A 15,554-nucleotide genomic window follows, 5' to 3' on the forward strand; every position below is an offset into this window, starting at 1 on the left:
CAGGTCCGGTCAGCGCCCGTCGACGAGCACGGATCGAGCCGACCGGACCTGCACCGCCGCGGCGTCGGTGAACACGATGTCCTCGAGCGGGATCGTGAAGCCGGCCACCTCGAAGGTCGCGGTCCACGTCATCTCCAGCACGACCTCCTGCGCGCCGGCGCTGCCGTAGGTGTGCGCGAGGTAGTGCTCCGGGTGCTGCGTGGGCGACGTGCCGTCGTACGGCCGCCCTGCGCCCTCGAGCACGGTCCCGTCGCTGAAGGACCACGCGTAGGAGGGCACCGCGGACAAGCGCCCCGGGAAGGGCTGCGTCACGTCGAACCCCACCTCCGCGGCCTCGTCCGTGTGGACGATGACCGGCAGGTTGACCAGTGCGCCCGCGGCGGGCTCGACACGGGCGTCGGGCTGCGTCACGCGATCCTCGAGGTACTCACGGGCGATCCCGGTCAGGTCGGCGAGGTCCCAGGTCTCGGACGGGCCGAAGCAGACAATACCCAGCCCCTGCCATCCGGCGAGGTCTGGATTGTCTATGACCGCGGGTGGCGGTCCAACGAGGCGCCGATACGCGAACATGGCGAACTCATCCGCGGGACACGTCGGATTGATACCTGCACCCACGCAGAGGTCGCTCTCGATGTTGCCATCCTCATCGGGCAGAGTCATCGAGCTGCAAGCGGGGGCGAAGACGGTCTCGAACATGAAGCCGTTTCGTGCGTTCGTTGTGATCGCCCTTTGCAAGTCTGGACTGCGCGACAACGTCTCGCCATCCCAAGCATACCGATAGCGATCTCCGCCGACAGTCGGACCTCCACTGCATTCGTTATAGAGGTCGCCACATCCTGGCATGGCCACCGCGGGAGCGGCAGTGCTCAACATGGCAGCAAAAAGGATGGGCCCGACCAGCGAAGATCTCACCGCACTGGGCCTAGGTTCAGTACATCCTGGATGAGCCAAGAATCGCCGCTCCTGGCGACGGAGAAGACGTACTCAATGCTGCCTTCACCCTTGATCGTTCGCACCACCTGGCCGTTGGTGTCGACCAGTCTTACATCTTGTGGCTCAACAACGACACTGACCGCGGCGACCTCGTTAGTAGCGTTGTCCGTGACCAGCTCCCGAACCTTGTAAGCTGCGCCAACTGAGCGCGATCCCGAGGCGAGCAGGGCATCAATCTTGTGCTCGAACTCGGAACAGTACGCGCAGCCCCGCGCGGACACACTTCGCAGTTCCGAAGTCGTGGCATCTCCACTTGAAGCAGAGTTGACAATCGCCCACCACCTCTCGACCGCGCGCTCCGCTACTTTCCTGTCGTCAGCAGACAGCACCGACGACGCTCCGCCGCCTCCCGGCGCAGCGACCTTCGATTCTCCCGTGGCGAGGGCTGCCGGCGTGCCGGGAACGCCGACGGAGGCGGTTGGCTGCGGCAGGACGATCGGAGCGCTTGCCGACCCGTCGGCGCAGCCTGACAGCACCAGCAACCCAAAGGCGCTCAGCAGAATTCGGCTCACGGAACGTCGAGGCACGACGCAGGACGGTACCTACACGAATCGGACCTCCGGGCCCGCTTCCCGCGAACCTGGGGACGACCACCCGTTCGGCCTACGACGGCTCAGAGCGGCTCGCGCACCACGTCCCCGGGCGCCTTGTCCTCGCGCAGCCCCCGCCACACCGGGTGCCGCAGGCGGCCGTCGCGGGTCCACTCGCCGTACACGACCTCGCCGACGAGCCGCGGCGTCACCCAGACCGCGTCGCGGCGGTCCTTGGCGGGCAGCTCGGCGTGGAACGGCGAGGTGCGGCGCACGTGCGGGCGCAGCCGGCGCAGCAGGTCGTCCAGGACCGCGCCGCTGAAGCCGGTGCCGACGTGACCGACGTACTCGAGCCCGTCGGGGCCGGGGATGCCGAGGAGCAGCGAGCCGATGCCCCCGGAGCGGCGCCCCTCCCCCGGCTTCCAGCCGCCGACCACGACCTCCTGCGTGCGCTGGTGCTTCACCTTGACCCAGGCGCGGGAGCGGGCGCCGGGGGCGTACGGGGCGTCGACCCGCTTGGCGACGACCCCCTCGAGCCCGGCCGCCCCGGACGCCGCGAGCGCCTCGCTCCCGGCGCCGAGGAAGACCGGCGGGGTGTCCCAGCGGGGGCCGCGCAGGTCGAGCGACTCGAGCAGGGAGCGGCGCACCGCGTACGGCTCGGCGAGCAGCGAGCGACCCTCGTGCCACAGCACGTCGAAGACCAAGTAGGAGACCGGGACCGCCGCGACGAGCGCCCGCGAGGGGCGCTGCACGTGCATGCGCTGCTGCAGGTGCCCGAAGTCCGGCCGCCCCTCGTGGAACGCGACGAGCTCCCCGTCGAGCACCACCGTGAGCGCGCCGAGCGCCTCGGCCATCTGCGCGACCTCGGGGTACGTCGCCCCGACCTCGCGGTCGTTGCGGGTGAGCACGCGCGCACGGCCGCCGTCGACGTACACGACGGCCCGCACGCCGTCCCACTTCATCTCGTACGCCCAGCGGTCCTCCTCGCGGGCCGGGGGCAGCGGCCCGGCGGTGGCGAGCATGGGGCGTACGAGCTCCGGCGCGGGCTCCCAGCCCGGCCGCGGCGGAGCGTCCATCCGGTGCACCATCCACTGGTCGCCGCCGGTGCGGAACAGCGTGAAGCGCCCCTGCACGCGCGCGCCGTGCAGCACCACCTGCACCTCGTCGTCGCGCCACTTCAGCGTCTCGTACGTCCCCCGGTCCCACAGCAGCACCGACCCGCCGCCGTACTCGCCGGCGGGGATGTCGCCGCTGAACGAGGCGTACTCCAGCGGGTGGTCCTCGGTGTGCACCGCCAGGTGGTTGCGCCGCGGGTCGTCGGGCAGGCCCTTCGGCACCGCCCACGACACGAGCACCCCGCCCCGCTCGAGCCGGAAGTCCCAGTGCAGCGCCCGGGCGTGGTGCTCCTGCACGACGAACGTATCGTCACCGCCCGTGGGGAGCGGCCCCTCCGGCACCGGCTCAGGAGTGCGCGCGGCGTCGCGCTTGCTGCGGTACGTCGAGAGCCGGTCCTCGGGCATGACCCCGTTCCTACCCCCTCAGCGCGCGCGACGCCGCCTCCACGTCGGCAAGCGTGTTCCACAGGTGGAAGGCGATGCGGACCCGCCCGGCACGGCTCGCGGCGCGCACCCCCGCCTCCGCCAGCCTGCGCTCGCCGCCGTCCACGGGCAGCGACAGCACCGCCGAGCCCGACGGCGCCAGCCCCAGGTCCTCGCGCAGCGCGTTCGCCAGCGCGACGTCATGCGCGCCCACCCGCTCCGGCCCGAGCCCCCGCAGCACGGCGAGCGCCTCGGCACCACCGACCCACGCCAGCCACGCCGGTGACAGGTCGAAGCGGCGCGCTGAGGAGGCCAGGCGCATGCCGGGGCCGTAGGTCGACGCCCAGACGTCCTCACCCGCGTACCACCCGGCCTGCGACGGGACCAGCTCGTCGAGCCGGCCCGGCCGCGCGGTGAGGAACGCCGTGCCCCGGGGCATGCACAGCCACTTGTAGCCGCTGCACACCGACCAGTCCACGCGCGAGGCGTCGAACGGCATCCACCCCGCCGCCTGCGTCACGTCGACGAAGGTGCGCGTCCCCGTGCGGGCCGCCGCCTCCAGCACCGCCTCGAGGTCCGCGACGCGCCCGCACGCCGACTGCACGAGGCTGAAGGCGACGAGGTGCGTGCGCTCGTCCAGCGCGTCGGCCAGGCCCTCCAGCGGGACGTGCCGCACGGTGACGCCGCGCCCCGCCTGCACGAGGAACGGGAAGACCATCGAGGTGAAGTCGCCGTCGACGCAGACGACCTCGGCCCCGTCCGGCAGCGAGCCCGCCACGACGCCCGCGAACGCCGACGTCGTGCTGCCCACCGCGACCTGCGACGCGTCGACCCCGACGAGCGCCGCGTACTCCGCGCGCGAGCGCTGCACGAACGGGTCGTAGCCCGCCGCCGACGCCCGCCCCACGACCCAGGCGTCGACCGCCTCGCGCAGCGCCGCCGCCGCCGGGCGCGGGGGCACCCCCATCGTCGCGGCGTCGAGGTAGCCGGGGTCGACGTCGAACAGGTCCTGCGCCAGCGGCGCGTCCAGGGCGGGGGCGGTCATGGTGCCAGCGTGGCGGGCGCGATGCCTGCGCACAACCACCAGCTCGTTGGCGGTTCCATAGGATCGCGTTATGGACGCCTCCGCGCTGCGCCTCGTCAAGGCCATCGGCGACACCGGCTCCTTCACCGGCGCCGCCGCGGCCCTCGGCCTGTCCCAGCCCGCCGTCAGCCAGCGGGTGCGCCGCCTCGAGCGCGAGGCGGGCACGGCGCTGGTCGAGCGGTCGGGGCGCCGTACCCGGCTCACCCAGGCCGGCGAGGTGCTCGCCCGCCACGCGAGCACCGTCCTCGCCACGCTCGCCGCCGCGGAGGAGGAGGTCGCCGCCGTCGCCGGGCTCCGCGCCGGCCGGGTCCGCCTCGTCGCGTTCCCGTCCTCCAGCGCCACGCTGCTCCCCCGGGCGCTGCGGCTGCTGCGCGACCGGCACCCCGGCCTGCGGGTGAGCTTCGCCGAGGCCGAGCCGCCCGGCTCCCTGGCCGACCTGCGCGAGGGGACGTACGACGTCGCCCTCGCCTTCAGCTACCCCGGCGCGGACCTCGGCCGCGGCGAGGACGACCTGGCGGGGCTCGTCGCCGTGCCGCTGCTCGCCGACCCGCTCCTCGTCGCCCTGCCCGAGGAGCACCCGCTCGCCGGCGCGGCCGCGGTCGACCTCGCCGCGCTCGCCGGCGAGACGTGGATCGCCGGCTGCCCGCGCTGCCGCGGTCACCTGCTGCAGGCCGCGGCCGCGGCGGGGTTCGCGCCCGAGGTCGCCTTCGCCACCGACGACTACGTCGCCATGCTCGGCCTCGTGGAGGCGGGGCTCGGCGTCGCGCTCGTCCCCGCCCTGGTGCAGCGCACGGCGCGGCACCACCGCGTGGTCGTACGGCCCCTCGACCCGCCCGCCGAGCGGCAGGTCGTCGCCGTCACCACCGAGGGGCTCGTCCGGGTGCCGGCCGTCGCCGCCACCCTCGCCGCCCTGCGCGAGGTCGCCGCCCACCCGTGACCGGCGCCCCCTCGCGCCGGCGCCGCCGGGCGCGGCAGGATCGGGGCATGACCGCGACGACGCAGTCCCCCAGCCCCGCGGCGCGCGTGGCCGCGCCCGGCGAGGGCGTCAGCCTCGCCGAGCTGCAGCTCGCCGCCCGCAACTCCGGCCTGCCGCTGGAGGCGCTGCGCTACGAGATCACGCCCCTCGGGCTGCACTACCTGCTCACGCACTACGACATCCCGTACGTCGACCCGGTGACGTGGCGGCTCACCGTGGGCGGCCGCGTCGAGCGCCCGTTCGAGGTGGACCTGCCCGCGCTGCGCTCCCGCTCGGCCGTCACGCGCGCGGTCACCCTCGAGTGCGCCGGCAACGGGCGGGCCGCCCTCGAGCCGCGCCCGGTCAGCCAGCCGTGGCTCAACGAGGCCGTCGGCACGATGCGGTGGACCGGGACGCCCCTCGCCCCGCTCCTGGAGGAGGCCGGCGTGCTCGACGGCGCCGTCGAGGTCGTCTTCACCGGCGCCGATCGCGGGCTCGAGCGCGGCGTCGAGCAGACGTACGCCCGCAGCCTCCCGCTCGCCGAGGCGCTGCGCGAGGAGGTGATGCTCGTGTGGGCGGTCAACGACGTCGACCTGCCGCCGCAGCACGGCGCGCCGGTGCGGCTCGTGGTGCCCGGCTGGTACGGCATGGCGCACGTGAAGTGGCTGCGCTCGGTCGAGCTCGTGGACCGGCCGTTCGAGGGCTACCAGCAGGCGACGGCGTACCGGATCAAGGAGGACCCCGCCGAGCGCGGCGAGCCGGTCACCCGCATCCGCCCGCGCGCGCTCATGGTGCCGCCCGGCGTGCCCGACTTCATGTCGCGCACCCGCTTCGTCGACGCCGGCGAGGTGCTGCTCGCCGGTCGGGCCTGGAGCGGGCAGGGCGAGGTCGTCGGGGTGGACGTGAGCACCGACGACGGCGCCACCTGGCAGGAGGCCGAGCTCGGCCCGGCCGGCGACCGCTGGGCGTGGCGGGCCTGGGTCGTCGCCTGGGACGCCGCCCCCGGCACCCACCACCTGCGCTGCCGGGCGCGCGACGCCTCCGGCGCGGTGCAGCCCCTGCAGCAGGCGTGGAACGTGCAGGGCATGGCGAACAACTCCGCGCAGCGGGTCGCCGTCGTCGTGCGCTGAACCTCAGCCCAGGAGCGTCGGCTCGTCCACCTCGCGGTGCCGCAGTCCGAGGGACTCGATCCGCGCGACGAGCTGCTCCTCGCTGCACTCGTGGCGCAGCGCGAGCTGGCCCAGCGGGCGCTCCGCCTCGACCCCGCTGCGCAGCAGGGCGTCGTCGGACTCGGTCCACGCCTTGCCGAGGACCACGGCGACCCGCTCGGCCGGGGGCGCCGGCACCTTCGCCGCCGGTCGCGCCCGGACCGGCCGGGGGGCCACCGGCCGCGGCGGCGGGGCCGAGGCGTCGATGCGCCGCAGCGCGCCGAGGACCGCCTCCCGGTCGCTGGTGAACCAGAACGGGGGCATCGAGTCGCGCAGGAACCGCCCGTAGCGGGCCGTGGCGAGGCGGGCGTCGAGCACCGCGACGACGCCGCGGTCGTCCCCCTGGCGGACCAGCCGGCCCGCGCCCTGCGCCAGCAGCAGCGCGGCGTGCGCCGCCGAGACGCTCATGAAGCCGTTGCCGCCGCGCTCATCGACCGCCGCGGACCGCGCCGACATCACCGGGTCGTCGGGGCGGGGGAACGGGATGCGGTCGATGACCACGAGCTGCAGCGCCGAGCCAGGGACGTCGACCCCCTGCCACAGGGAGAGGGTGCCGAACAGGCAGGTGCGCGCGTCGGCCGCGAAGCGCCGGACCAGCTCCGCGGTCGAGTCCTCGCCCTGGCACAGGATCGGCAGGTCGACCCGCTCGCGCAGGAGCTCCGCGGCCGCGACCGCGCCGCGCATGCTGGAGAACAGCGCCAGGGCGCGCCCGCCCGCGGCCGCGAGGAGGTCGGCCAGCTCGTCGAGCGCGCGGTCGTCGATGCCGCCACGCCCCGGCGGGGGCAGGTGCCGGGCGACGTAGAGGATGCCCTGGCGGGCGTAGTCGAAGGGGCTGCCGACGTCGAGGCCCTGCCACCGGGCCGCCTCGCCCTCGCCCTGCGCGCCGAGCCCGACCTGCCGGGCCACGAGGTCGAAGCTGCCGCCGAGCTCCAGCGTCGCCGAGGTCAGCACGACCGTGGCGTCCTCGAAGAGCGTGCTGCGCAGCAGGCCGCCCACGTGCAGCGGCGCCACCCGCAGGACGGCGCCGCGGCGCGGCTCCCTGGCGAGCCACGCGACGTCGTACGCGCTCTCCCCCAGCAGCCGCTCGGCCGTGTCGTGGACCTCCTGCAGCGCGGACGACGCCACCGAGCGGGCACCGTCCTCGGCGCGCTTCTCCTTCGCGACCGCCGACTGCGCCGCCCGGGCGCCGTCACGGAGGAGCACGAGCACCTGGCCCAGCGCGTCGGGCAGCCCGGGCAGCCGGCCCTCCGGGAGCGGGTCGAGCGCGGCGGCGAGGGCACCTGCCGCGCTCTCCAGCGCCTCGGTGCCGTCGGCGCCCACGACCTTGCGGGCGCGCGAGGCCGCCCGCTCGACGAGCGCCGGCGTGAGCTCGTCGGTGGCCACGCCGGTGACCCGGTCGACGAGCTCGTGCGCCTCGTCCACCACGACCACGTCGTGCTCGGGCAGGACGCTGCCGTCGCCGATCGCGTCGATGGCGAGCATGGCGTGGTTGGTCACCACGACGTCGGCGTCGGCCGCCTCGGCCCGGGCCAGCTCGGCGAAGCACTCCTCGCCGAAGGGGCAGCGCTGGGCCCCCAGGCACTCCGAGGCGGAGACGCTGACCTGCGACCAGGCGCGCTCGCCGACGCCGGGGACCAGTTCGTCGCGGTCACCGGTGCGCGTCTGCTCGGCCCACTCCCGCACCCGCAGGACGTCGCGCCCGAGCGGAGTGCTCGGGGCCGGCGCGAAGAGGGCGTCCTCGTCGTCGACCGGCATGCCGCCGGCCACCTTGTTGCGGCAGACGTAGTTGCGCCGGCCCTTGAGCATCGCGAAGGTCGGGCGCCGGCCCAGCACCGGCGCGACGGCGTCGACGAGCCGGGGCAGGTCGCGGTCGACGATCTGCCCCTGCAGCGCGATCGTCGCGGTCGCCACCACGACCGTGTCCCCGTGCAGCAGGGCCGGGACGAGGTAGGCCAGCGACTTGCCGGTGCCCGTGCCCGCCTGCACGAGCAGGTGCTCCCCGGAGGACATGGCCCCGTGCACCGCCTCGGCCATGCGCACCTGCCCCGGCCGCTCGGCACCCCCGACCGCCTCGACGGCGGACGCGAGCAGGTCGGTGACGGAGGGCGCGGGCACCCGACGAGGCTAGCCCGCGGCGCGGCCCCGCCCGGCCCGCCGTCCACAGCCCCGCCCGCCCGTACGGACCCCTCCCCGGCTGTCGGTCCCCGGTGCCATGCTGCGCACCCGGTGGCCCGCCCGCGGCCGCCGCGGGGAGGTGCGAGGTGCGCGAGGCAGGGCTCGGGACAGGCGCCGGGGCCGGGGTCGTGCGGCCCGCGGGGGCGCGGCCGCCGCTCGACGCCGCGCTGCTGCTCGGGCTGGCGCGCGAGCGCTGGGGGCTCGACGTGCGGAGGTGGCGCGAGCTCGGCAGCCAGCAGGACCGGAACCTGCGCCTCGACACCGACCGCGGCCGGCTCCTGCTCAAGCTGAGCGGGCCCACCTCGCCCGAGCCGGTCCTCGCGGCGCAGGACGCGGTGCTCCACCACCTGGCCGGCGCCGGCACCGGCGTACGGCTGCCGGAGCCCGTGCCCGCCCTCGACGGCACCCTGCGCCACGCTGTGGGCGACGGGCTCGTGGTGCGCGTGCTGACGTGGGTGGACGGCGAGCCGCTGGGCGAGCGCGCGCACCTCGCCCCCGTGGTGCTGCACGGCCTCGGCGACGTCGTCGGCCGGCTCTCCGCCGCGCTGGCCGCCGTGGGCCACCCGGGTCTCGACCGCGTCCAGGAGTGGGACCTGCGCCAGGGCGCCGCCGTCGTCGAGCAGCTCCGCGGCGACGTCCCGGCCGCGCGCCGCAGGACCGTGGCCGAGGCGGCCGCGGGCGCCGCCGCCGCCCTGGCGCCGCTGGTCGCGTCCCTGCCCGTGCAGGCCGTGCACGGCGACGCCACCGACGACAACGTCGTGGGCACGCAGGGGCGCGACGGCCGGCTCGTCCCGGACGGCGTCATCGACTTCGGCGACCTGGGCCTCGGCTGGCGGGTCGCCGACCTCGCGGTCGCCTGCACCGGCGCGCTGCGGCACGCCGACGACCCGTTCGCGGTCCTGCCCGTGGTCCGCGGCTTCGCCGGGCACGTGCGGCTCGACGACGCCGAGCTCGACGCGCTGTGGCCGCTCGTCGTGCTGCGCGGGGCGGTGCTCGTCGCCAGCGGCGAGCACCAGGTGGCGGTCGACCCGGGGAACGCGTACGCCGCGGAGGCCCGCGAGCAGGAGTGGGCGATCCTGCGCCGCGCCCTGTCCGTGCCGCCGGCGCTCATGGGCCTGGCCGTGCGCCGCGCCCTCGGGCGGCCGCTGCCCGCGCCCCTCGCCGCCGCGCACGAGGAGGTCCGGCGCGCCGCGCCGCTCGTCGACCTGCCCGCCGGGACGCGGGTGCTCGACCTGTCCCCCACGTCCGCGCTGCTCGACGAGGGCCGCTGGCTGCAGGAGCGCGTCGAGGACGACCTCGTCGAGGAGGCGCTGGCGGCCGGTGCACCCGCGGTCGTCCTGCGCTGGGGGGAGCACCGACTGACCCGCACCGTGCCCGGCGCCCGGGACGAGCCGGCGACGTACGCCCTGCACGCCCGTGTCCGCTCGCGCCGGCCCCTGCCCGTGGGTGCGGCGCCCCCGGGGGTCCCCTGGCGCGTACGGCTCGAGGGCGCGGGGACCACGGACCTCGCGGTCCAGGTGGTCCTCGGCCCCGAGCCGCCCGCGCTCACCACCGGCTCCCGCGCCGGCGCCTGGGCGGCGCTGTCGCCCGACCCGTCGCCGCTGCTCGGGCTCGACGTCGCCGCCCCGAAGCCGGACCCGGGGCTCCTGGGGCGGCGGCGCGCGGCCTTCACGAGCGCCCAGGAGAGCTACTACGCCGAGCCGCCGCAGGTCGAGCGCGGCTGGCGCGAGCACCTCGTCGACGTGCGCGGGCGGGCGTACGTCGACGTGGTCAACAACGTCACGCTCCTGGGGCACGGGCACCCCCGGGTCGCCGCGGCGGTCGCCCGGCAGTGGCGGCTGCTCAACACCAACTCGCGCTTCCACGTCGCGGCCGTGACCGAGCTCTGCGAGCGCCTGGCCGCCCTGGCCCCCGACCCGCTCGACACCGTCCTGCTCGTCAACTCCGGCAGCGAGGCCGTCGACCTGGCGCTGCGCCTGGCGCGGGCGTGGACCGGGCGCGAGGACGTCGCGGCGCTGCGCGAGGCGTACCACGGCTGGACGGTCGCCTCGGACGCCGTGTCCACCTCCGCGCTCGACAACCCGCACGCCGCCGCCACCCGACCGCCGTGGGTCCACCTGCTCGACGCGCCGAACGCCTACCGGGGGCGCCACCGCGGGCCGGGCAGCGGGGCGGCGTACGCGCGCGACGCCGTGCAGGTCCTCGACGGCCTCGCCGCCGCCGGGCGGCCCCCGGGCGCGTTCGTGTGCGAGCCGCTGCTCGGCAACGCCGGCGGGCTGGTGCTGCCCGAGGGCTACCTGCCCGCGGTGTACGACGCGGTCCGGCGCCACGGGGGGCTGTGCGTGGCCGACGAGGTGCAGGTCGGGTACGGCCGCACCGGCCGCTGGTTCTGGGCGTTCGAGCAGCACGGCGTCGTGCCGGACGTCATCACGGTCGCCAAGGCGATGGGCGATGGCCACCCGCTCGGGGCGGTCCTCACGCGCCGGGAGGTCGCCGAGGCCCTGGCGCGCGAGGGCAGCTTCTTCTCCTCCGCCGGCGGCAGCACGGTGAGCTGCGTCGTCGGGCTCACCGTCCTCGACGTCCTCGAGGAGGAGCGGCTGCAGGACGCCGCCCGGGACGTCGGCGCGCACCTGCGCGCGCGGCTCGAGGACCTGGCGCGGCGGCACCCGCTGGTGGGGGCCGTGCACGGCACCGGGCTCTACCAGGGCGTCGAGCTCGTGCGGGACCGCGCCACCCTCGAGCCGGCGAGCGAGGAGGCGTACGCGGTCTGCGAGCGGCTCCTCGAGCTCGGCGTGGTCTGCCAGCCCGCCGGGGACCGCGGCAACGTCCTCAAGGCCAAGCCCCCGCTGTGCCTGAGCAGGAAGAGCGCGGACGCGTTCGTGGACCGGCTCGACGAGGTGCTGCGCGAGGGGTGGTGAGCCGCCGCCCCGCGGGCTCAGGCCGGCGGCGCACCGAGCACCTGGCGCGCCATGGCGAGGAGCTCCTCCGGCGCGACCTCCCTGCTGCGCAGCTCCCGCAGCGCGGCCGCCATGACGTCGTTGGGCGCGTACAGCTCGAGGGCGATCCCGTCGGGGTCGCGGAACGCGAGGTGGTGCCCCAGCGGCATGTCCCGCACCGGGGTGTACGGCACCCCCGCCCCGCGCAGGCGCTCCTCCCACGCCACGAGCTCGTCGCGGGACGCGGCGACCAGACCGAGGTGGTCCAGGCCCGTGGCCAGCTCGGTGAAGGGCGTGCCCTGCGCCCCCTCGTGGCGCACCAGCCCGAGGACGAAGCCGGTGCGCGGGTGCATGCACACGCGCCCGTACCCCGCGTCGATGACCTGCACGAAGTCGAGCACCTCGGCGTAGAAGCGGACGCTGCGCTCGAGGTCGGTCACGGTCAGGCTCACGTGGTCGACGCCGGCGAACGTGGGCACGGGCCACCTCCCGCGGCCCGGGGAGGCAGGGCGGGCCGCACCCCGCAGCATGCTCCGCGCGGCGCCCCCGCGGGGCGCGATCGGCGGATCGCCGGTCCCCGCGGCTAGGGTCGGGCGCGTGGCCCTCCCCCCGCTGATCCCCCGCTCGGTCCTCTTCGGCAACCCCGACCGCGTCGCGCCCTCGGTGTCGCCGGACGGCACGCTGCTCGGCTACGTCGCCCCGCTGGACGGGGTGCTCAACGTGTGGGTCGAGCCGGTCGACGGCAGCGCCCCGGCGCGGCCCCTGACCCGCGACACCGACCGCGGCGTGCGCACGTACGCGTTCTGCCACGACGACCGCTCGGTGGTCTACGTGCAGGACACGGCCGGCGACGAGAGCTGGCGGCTGTACCTGCTCGACCTGCAGACCGGCGAGTCCCGCCTGGTGACGCCCGCCAGCGGCGTCCAGACGCAGCTGCTGGGGCACAACCGCTGGAACCCGCACCGGATGCTCGTCGGGCTCAACGACCGCGACCAGCAGCTGCACGACGTGCACGCGCTCGACCTGCGCACGGGGCAGCTCGAGCTCGTCGCGGAGAACCCCGGGTTCCTCGGCTGGCTCGTCGACAGCGACCTGCAGCTGCGCGGCGGGTCCGCGATGCTGCCGGACGGCTCGGTCGTCGTGCACCTCAAGGACGCCGACGGCTGGACGCCCTGGCTGACCATCCCCGCCGACGACGCCGGGACGACGGACGTCATCGGCTTCACGCGGGACGGGTCGGGCCTGCTGCTGCTGTCCAGCCTCGACGCGAACGCCTCGCGCCTGGTCCGGCACGACCTCGCCACGGGCGAGCAGACCGTCCTCGCCGAGGACCCGGCGTACGACGTGTCGGGGGTCTGGCTGCACCCGGGAGACCCTGGAGCCGCAGGCCGTCACCTTCGAGCGCGACCGGCAGGACGTCGTGCTGCTCGACGAGTCGCTGCGCCCGGACCTCGAGCGGGTGGAGGCGCTCGGCGACGGCGACGTCTCGGTGGGCCGGCGCGAGCGCGGCGACCGGCTCTGGCTGGTGTCGGTCGCCCCGAGCGACGGGCCGGTGGCGTACCACCTCTACGACCGCTCGACCGGCGAGGCGCGCTTCCTCTTCACCCACCGCGCCGAGCTCGCCGAGCAGGTGCTCGCCCCGATGGAGCCCTTCTCCTTCACCGCCCGGGACGGGCTGGAGATCCACGGGTACGCCACCTTCCCGCCCGGCGTCGACCCCGCGGGGCTCCCCGCGGTGCTCAACGTCCACGGCGGGCCGTGGGCACGCGACTTCTGGGGCTACGACCCCGACGCGCAGTGGCTCGCCAACCGCGGCTACGTCTGCCTGCAGGTCAACTTCCGCGGGTCCACCGGCTACGGCAAGGCGTTCCTCAACGCCGGCGACAAGCAGTGGGGCCGGGCCATGCACGACGACCTCGTCGACGCCGTCGAGCACGCGGTCGCCCGGGGCTGGGTCGACCGCGAGCGGGTCGGCATCTACGGCGGGTCGTACGGCGGCTACGCCGCCCTCGCTGGGGCCGCCTTCACCCCCGACGTCTTCCGCTGCGCCGTCGACCTCGTCGGGCCGTCGAACCTGCTCACGCTGCTCGACAGCCTGCCCGAGTACTGGAAGCCGATGATCGCCCACATGCACCGACGGGTCGGCGACCCCGCCACGGAGAAGGACATGCTCTGGGAGCGCTCGCCGCTCTCCCGCGCGGGCGACATCCGCATCCCGGTGCTCGTCGCGCAGGGGGCGAACGACCCGCGGGTCAAGCAGGCCGAGGCCGAGCAGATCGTGGCGGCGCTGCAGGAGAAGGGGCTGCCCCACACGTACCTGCTCTTCGAGGACGAGGGCCACGGCCTGGCCAAGCCGGAGAACCGCGAGCGGTTCTACGCCGCCTGCGAGGCGTTCCTCGCCGAGCACCTCGGCGGGCGCGCCCAGGAGGCCCCGCTCGAGCAGTAGGCGCGCCGAGGGCCCCGCACCGTGCGGTGCGGGGCCCTCGTGCGCTGCCGCGTGCGGCCGGGTCGGGGCGCTCAGGCGCTGGCGAAGCCCTGCAGCTCGGCGGCGAGGCCGGGGGCGACGCGGGCCCGCAGGCGGGTCCCCTCGCCCTCGTGCAGCTCCTCGAGCACCTCGCCGTGGGCGTGCACCCGGTGCACCAGGTCGCCGCGGTCGTAGGGCACGAGGACCTCGACGGCGACCTCGGGGTGCGGCAGCTCGCGCTCGAGCAGCTCCTGCAGGGCGTCGACGCCCTGCCCGGTGCGCGCCGAGACGACCACCGCGGTCGGCTCGTTGCGCTGCAGCCGCGCGAGCACCAGCGGGTCGGCGGCGTCCGCCTTGTTGACCACGACGACCTCGCGCACGTCGCCGGCGCCGATCTCGCCGAGGACCTGGCGGACCGCGGTGAGCTGGGACTCCGGGTCCGGGTGCGAGCCGTCGACCACGTGCAGGACGAGGTCGGCCTGCGCCACCTCCTCCAGCGTCGAGCGGAACGCCTCGACGAGCTGGTGGGGCAGGTGCCGGACGAAGCCGACCGTGTCGGTCAGCGTGTACGGCCGCCCCTCGGGGGTCTGCGCGCGGCGCACCGTCGGGTCGAGCGTGGCGAACAGGGCGTCCTCCACGAGCACGCCCGCGCCGGTGAGCCGGTTGAGCAGGCTCGACTTGCCGGCGTTGGTGTAGCCCGCGATCGCCACGGACGGCACCGCGTTGCGCCGGCGCTCGGCGCGCATCGTCTCGCGCGCCGCGCCCATGCCCGCGATCTCCCGGCGCATCTTGGCCATCTTGGCCCGGATGCGGCGCCGGTCGGTCTCGATCTTCGTCTCACCGGGACCACGGGTGCCGATGCCGCCACCGCCGGCGACGCGACCACCGGCCTGGCGGGACATCGACTCGCCCCAGCCGCGGAGCCTCGGCAGCATGTACTGCATCTGCGCCAGGGCCACCTGCGCCTTGCCCTCCCGGCTCTTCGCGTGCTGGGCGAAGATGTCGAGGATGAGCGCGGTCCGGTCGATGACCTTGACCTTGACGACGTCCTCGAGGGCGATGAGCTGCCCGGGGGTCAGCTCGCCGTCGCAGACGACGGTGTCGGCGCCGGTCGCCACGACGACGTCGCGCAGCTCGCGGGCCTTGCCGGAGCCGACGTACGTCGACGGGTCCGGCTTGTCGCGCCGCTGCACGAGGCCCTCGAGCACCTGCGAGCCGGCGGTCTCGGCCAGCGCGGCGAGCTCGGCGAGGGAGTTCTCGGCGTCCTCGGCCGTGCCCTCGGTCCACACCCCGATGAGCACCACGCGCTCCAGGCGGAGCTGGCGGTACTCGACCTCGGTGACGTCCTGGAGCTCGGTCGAGAGGCCGGCCACGCGGCGCAGCGCGTGGCGGTCGGACAGGTCGCGCTGCTCGCCGTCGTAGGCGTCCGAGCGCGGGTCGGCGTCGTCGTCGACGCCGAGCAGGGTCCCGTCGGCGGCGAGCAGGTCGTCGTCGACGTGGACCGGGTCGGGCAGCGAGGCCAGCGCGGCGACGCGCTGCTCCGGGGTCCCCGCGGGGGACGTCTCGCTGCGGGCAGGTCGGGCCATGGAGTGAGTCCTCATACGTCGGTGGTCAACGCAGGGAGGGCGCCGACCCATCCCGCTCAGCGTCGCACGTCGCGACCGCCCGGGT

The 15,554-nt window shown here is 75.7% G+C and carries 11 protein-coding genes; 4 read left to right on the plus strand and 7 right to left on the minus strand.

What is annotated here, in order from left to right; all coding sequences use genetic code 11:
• Window positions 1-9: 9 nt before the first annotated feature.
• The 4 genes from D5H78_RS09570 to D5H78_RS09580 form a co-directional block, all read right to left on the minus strand.
• Window positions 10-696: a hypothetical protein gene (locus tag D5H78_RS09570; RefSeq protein ID WP_119950204.1), complete on the minus strand. Its 687-nt coding sequence runs from the start codon at window positions 694-696 to the stop codon at window positions 10-12.
• Window positions 697-908: 212 nt separating this feature from the next.
• Window positions 909-1,505: a hypothetical protein gene (locus tag D5H78_RS19085; RefSeq protein WP_133412032.1), complete on the minus strand. Its 597-nt coding sequence runs from the start codon at window positions 1,503-1,505 to the stop codon at window positions 909-911.
• A gap of 101 nt (window positions 1,506-1,606) precedes the next feature.
• Window positions 1,607-3,043, minus strand: coding sequence for a non-homologous end-joining DNA ligase (gene ligD / locus D5H78_RS09575; protein ID WP_119950205.1), 1,437 nt, complete (start codon window positions 3,041-3,043; stop codon window positions 1,607-1,609).
• A 10-nt stretch (window positions 3,044-3,053) separates the two neighbouring features.
• The gene (locus D5H78_RS09580) at window positions 3,054-4,106 is read right to left on the minus strand and encodes an aminotransferase class V-fold PLP-dependent enzyme (protein ID WP_119950207.1); all 1,053 of its coding nucleotides are present in this window, start codon (window positions 4,104-4,106) and stop codon (window positions 3,054-3,056) included.
• A 70-nt stretch (window positions 4,107-4,176) separates the two neighbouring features.
• Here D5H78_RS09580 and D5H78_RS09585 point away from each other — a divergent pair, with 70 nt between their 5' ends.
• Together D5H78_RS09585 and D5H78_RS09590 are read left to right on the plus strand one after the other, a co-directional pair.
• Window positions 4,177-5,082: a LysR family transcriptional regulator gene (locus tag D5H78_RS09585; RefSeq protein WP_119950208.1), complete on the plus strand. Its 906-nt coding sequence runs from the start codon at window positions 4,177-4,179 to the stop codon at window positions 5,080-5,082.
• 47 nt (window positions 5,083-5,129) lie between these two features.
• Window positions 5,130-6,230, plus strand: coding sequence for a sulfite oxidase (locus D5H78_RS09590; RefSeq protein ID WP_119950210.1), 1,101 nt, complete (start codon window positions 5,130-5,132; stop codon window positions 6,228-6,230).
• A 3-nt stretch (window positions 6,231-6,233) separates the two neighbouring features.
• On the opposite strand, the gene D5H78_RS09595 is transcribed toward D5H78_RS09590, so the two are convergent.
• A complete protein-coding gene (locus D5H78_RS09595) occupies window positions 6,234-8,423 on the minus strand; it encodes an ATP-dependent DNA helicase (protein WP_281268684.1) in 2,190 nt (729 codons plus the stop codon).
• Window positions 8,424-8,569: 146 nt separating this feature from the next.
• Here D5H78_RS09595 and D5H78_RS09600 point away from each other — a divergent pair, with 146 nt between their 5' ends.
• The gene (locus D5H78_RS09600) at window positions 8,570-11,401 is read left to right on the plus strand and encodes an aminotransferase class III-fold pyridoxal phosphate-dependent enzyme (RefSeq protein WP_165865684.1); all 2,832 of its coding nucleotides are present in this window, start codon (window positions 8,570-8,572) and stop codon (window positions 11,399-11,401) included.
• Window positions 11,402-11,418: 17 nt separating this feature from the next.
• Here the strand turns inward: D5H78_RS09600 and D5H78_RS09605 are convergent, their stop codons facing one another.
• Complete coding sequence (locus D5H78_RS09605; protein WP_218566436.1) at window positions 11,419-11,898, minus strand: VOC family protein; 480 nt, start codon at window positions 11,896-11,898, stop codon at window positions 11,419-11,421.
• Between the two features lie 941 nt (window positions 11,899-12,839).
• Here D5H78_RS09605 and D5H78_RS19750 point away from each other — a divergent pair.
• A complete protein-coding gene (locus D5H78_RS19750) occupies window positions 12,840-13,865 on the plus strand; it encodes an alpha/beta hydrolase family protein (RefSeq protein WP_218566437.1) in 1,026 nt (341 codons plus the stop codon).
• A 71-nt stretch (window positions 13,866-13,936) separates the two neighbouring features.
• Here D5H78_RS19750 and hflX read toward each other — a convergent pair whose 3' ends face one another.
• Window positions 13,937-15,469 carry a GTPase HflX gene (hflX, locus tag D5H78_RS09615; protein ID WP_119950215.1) on the minus strand — a complete coding sequence of 511 codons (1,533 nt, stop codon included), beginning with the start codon at window positions 15,467-15,469 and terminating at the stop codon, window positions 13,937-13,939.
• Window positions 15,470-15,554: the final 85 nt, after the last annotated feature.

It is taken from the genome of Vallicoccus soli (assembly GCF_003594885.1).
GTDB classification, from domain to species: domain Bacteria; phylum Actinomycetota; class Actinomycetes; order Motilibacterales; family Motilibacteraceae; genus Vallicoccus; species Vallicoccus soli.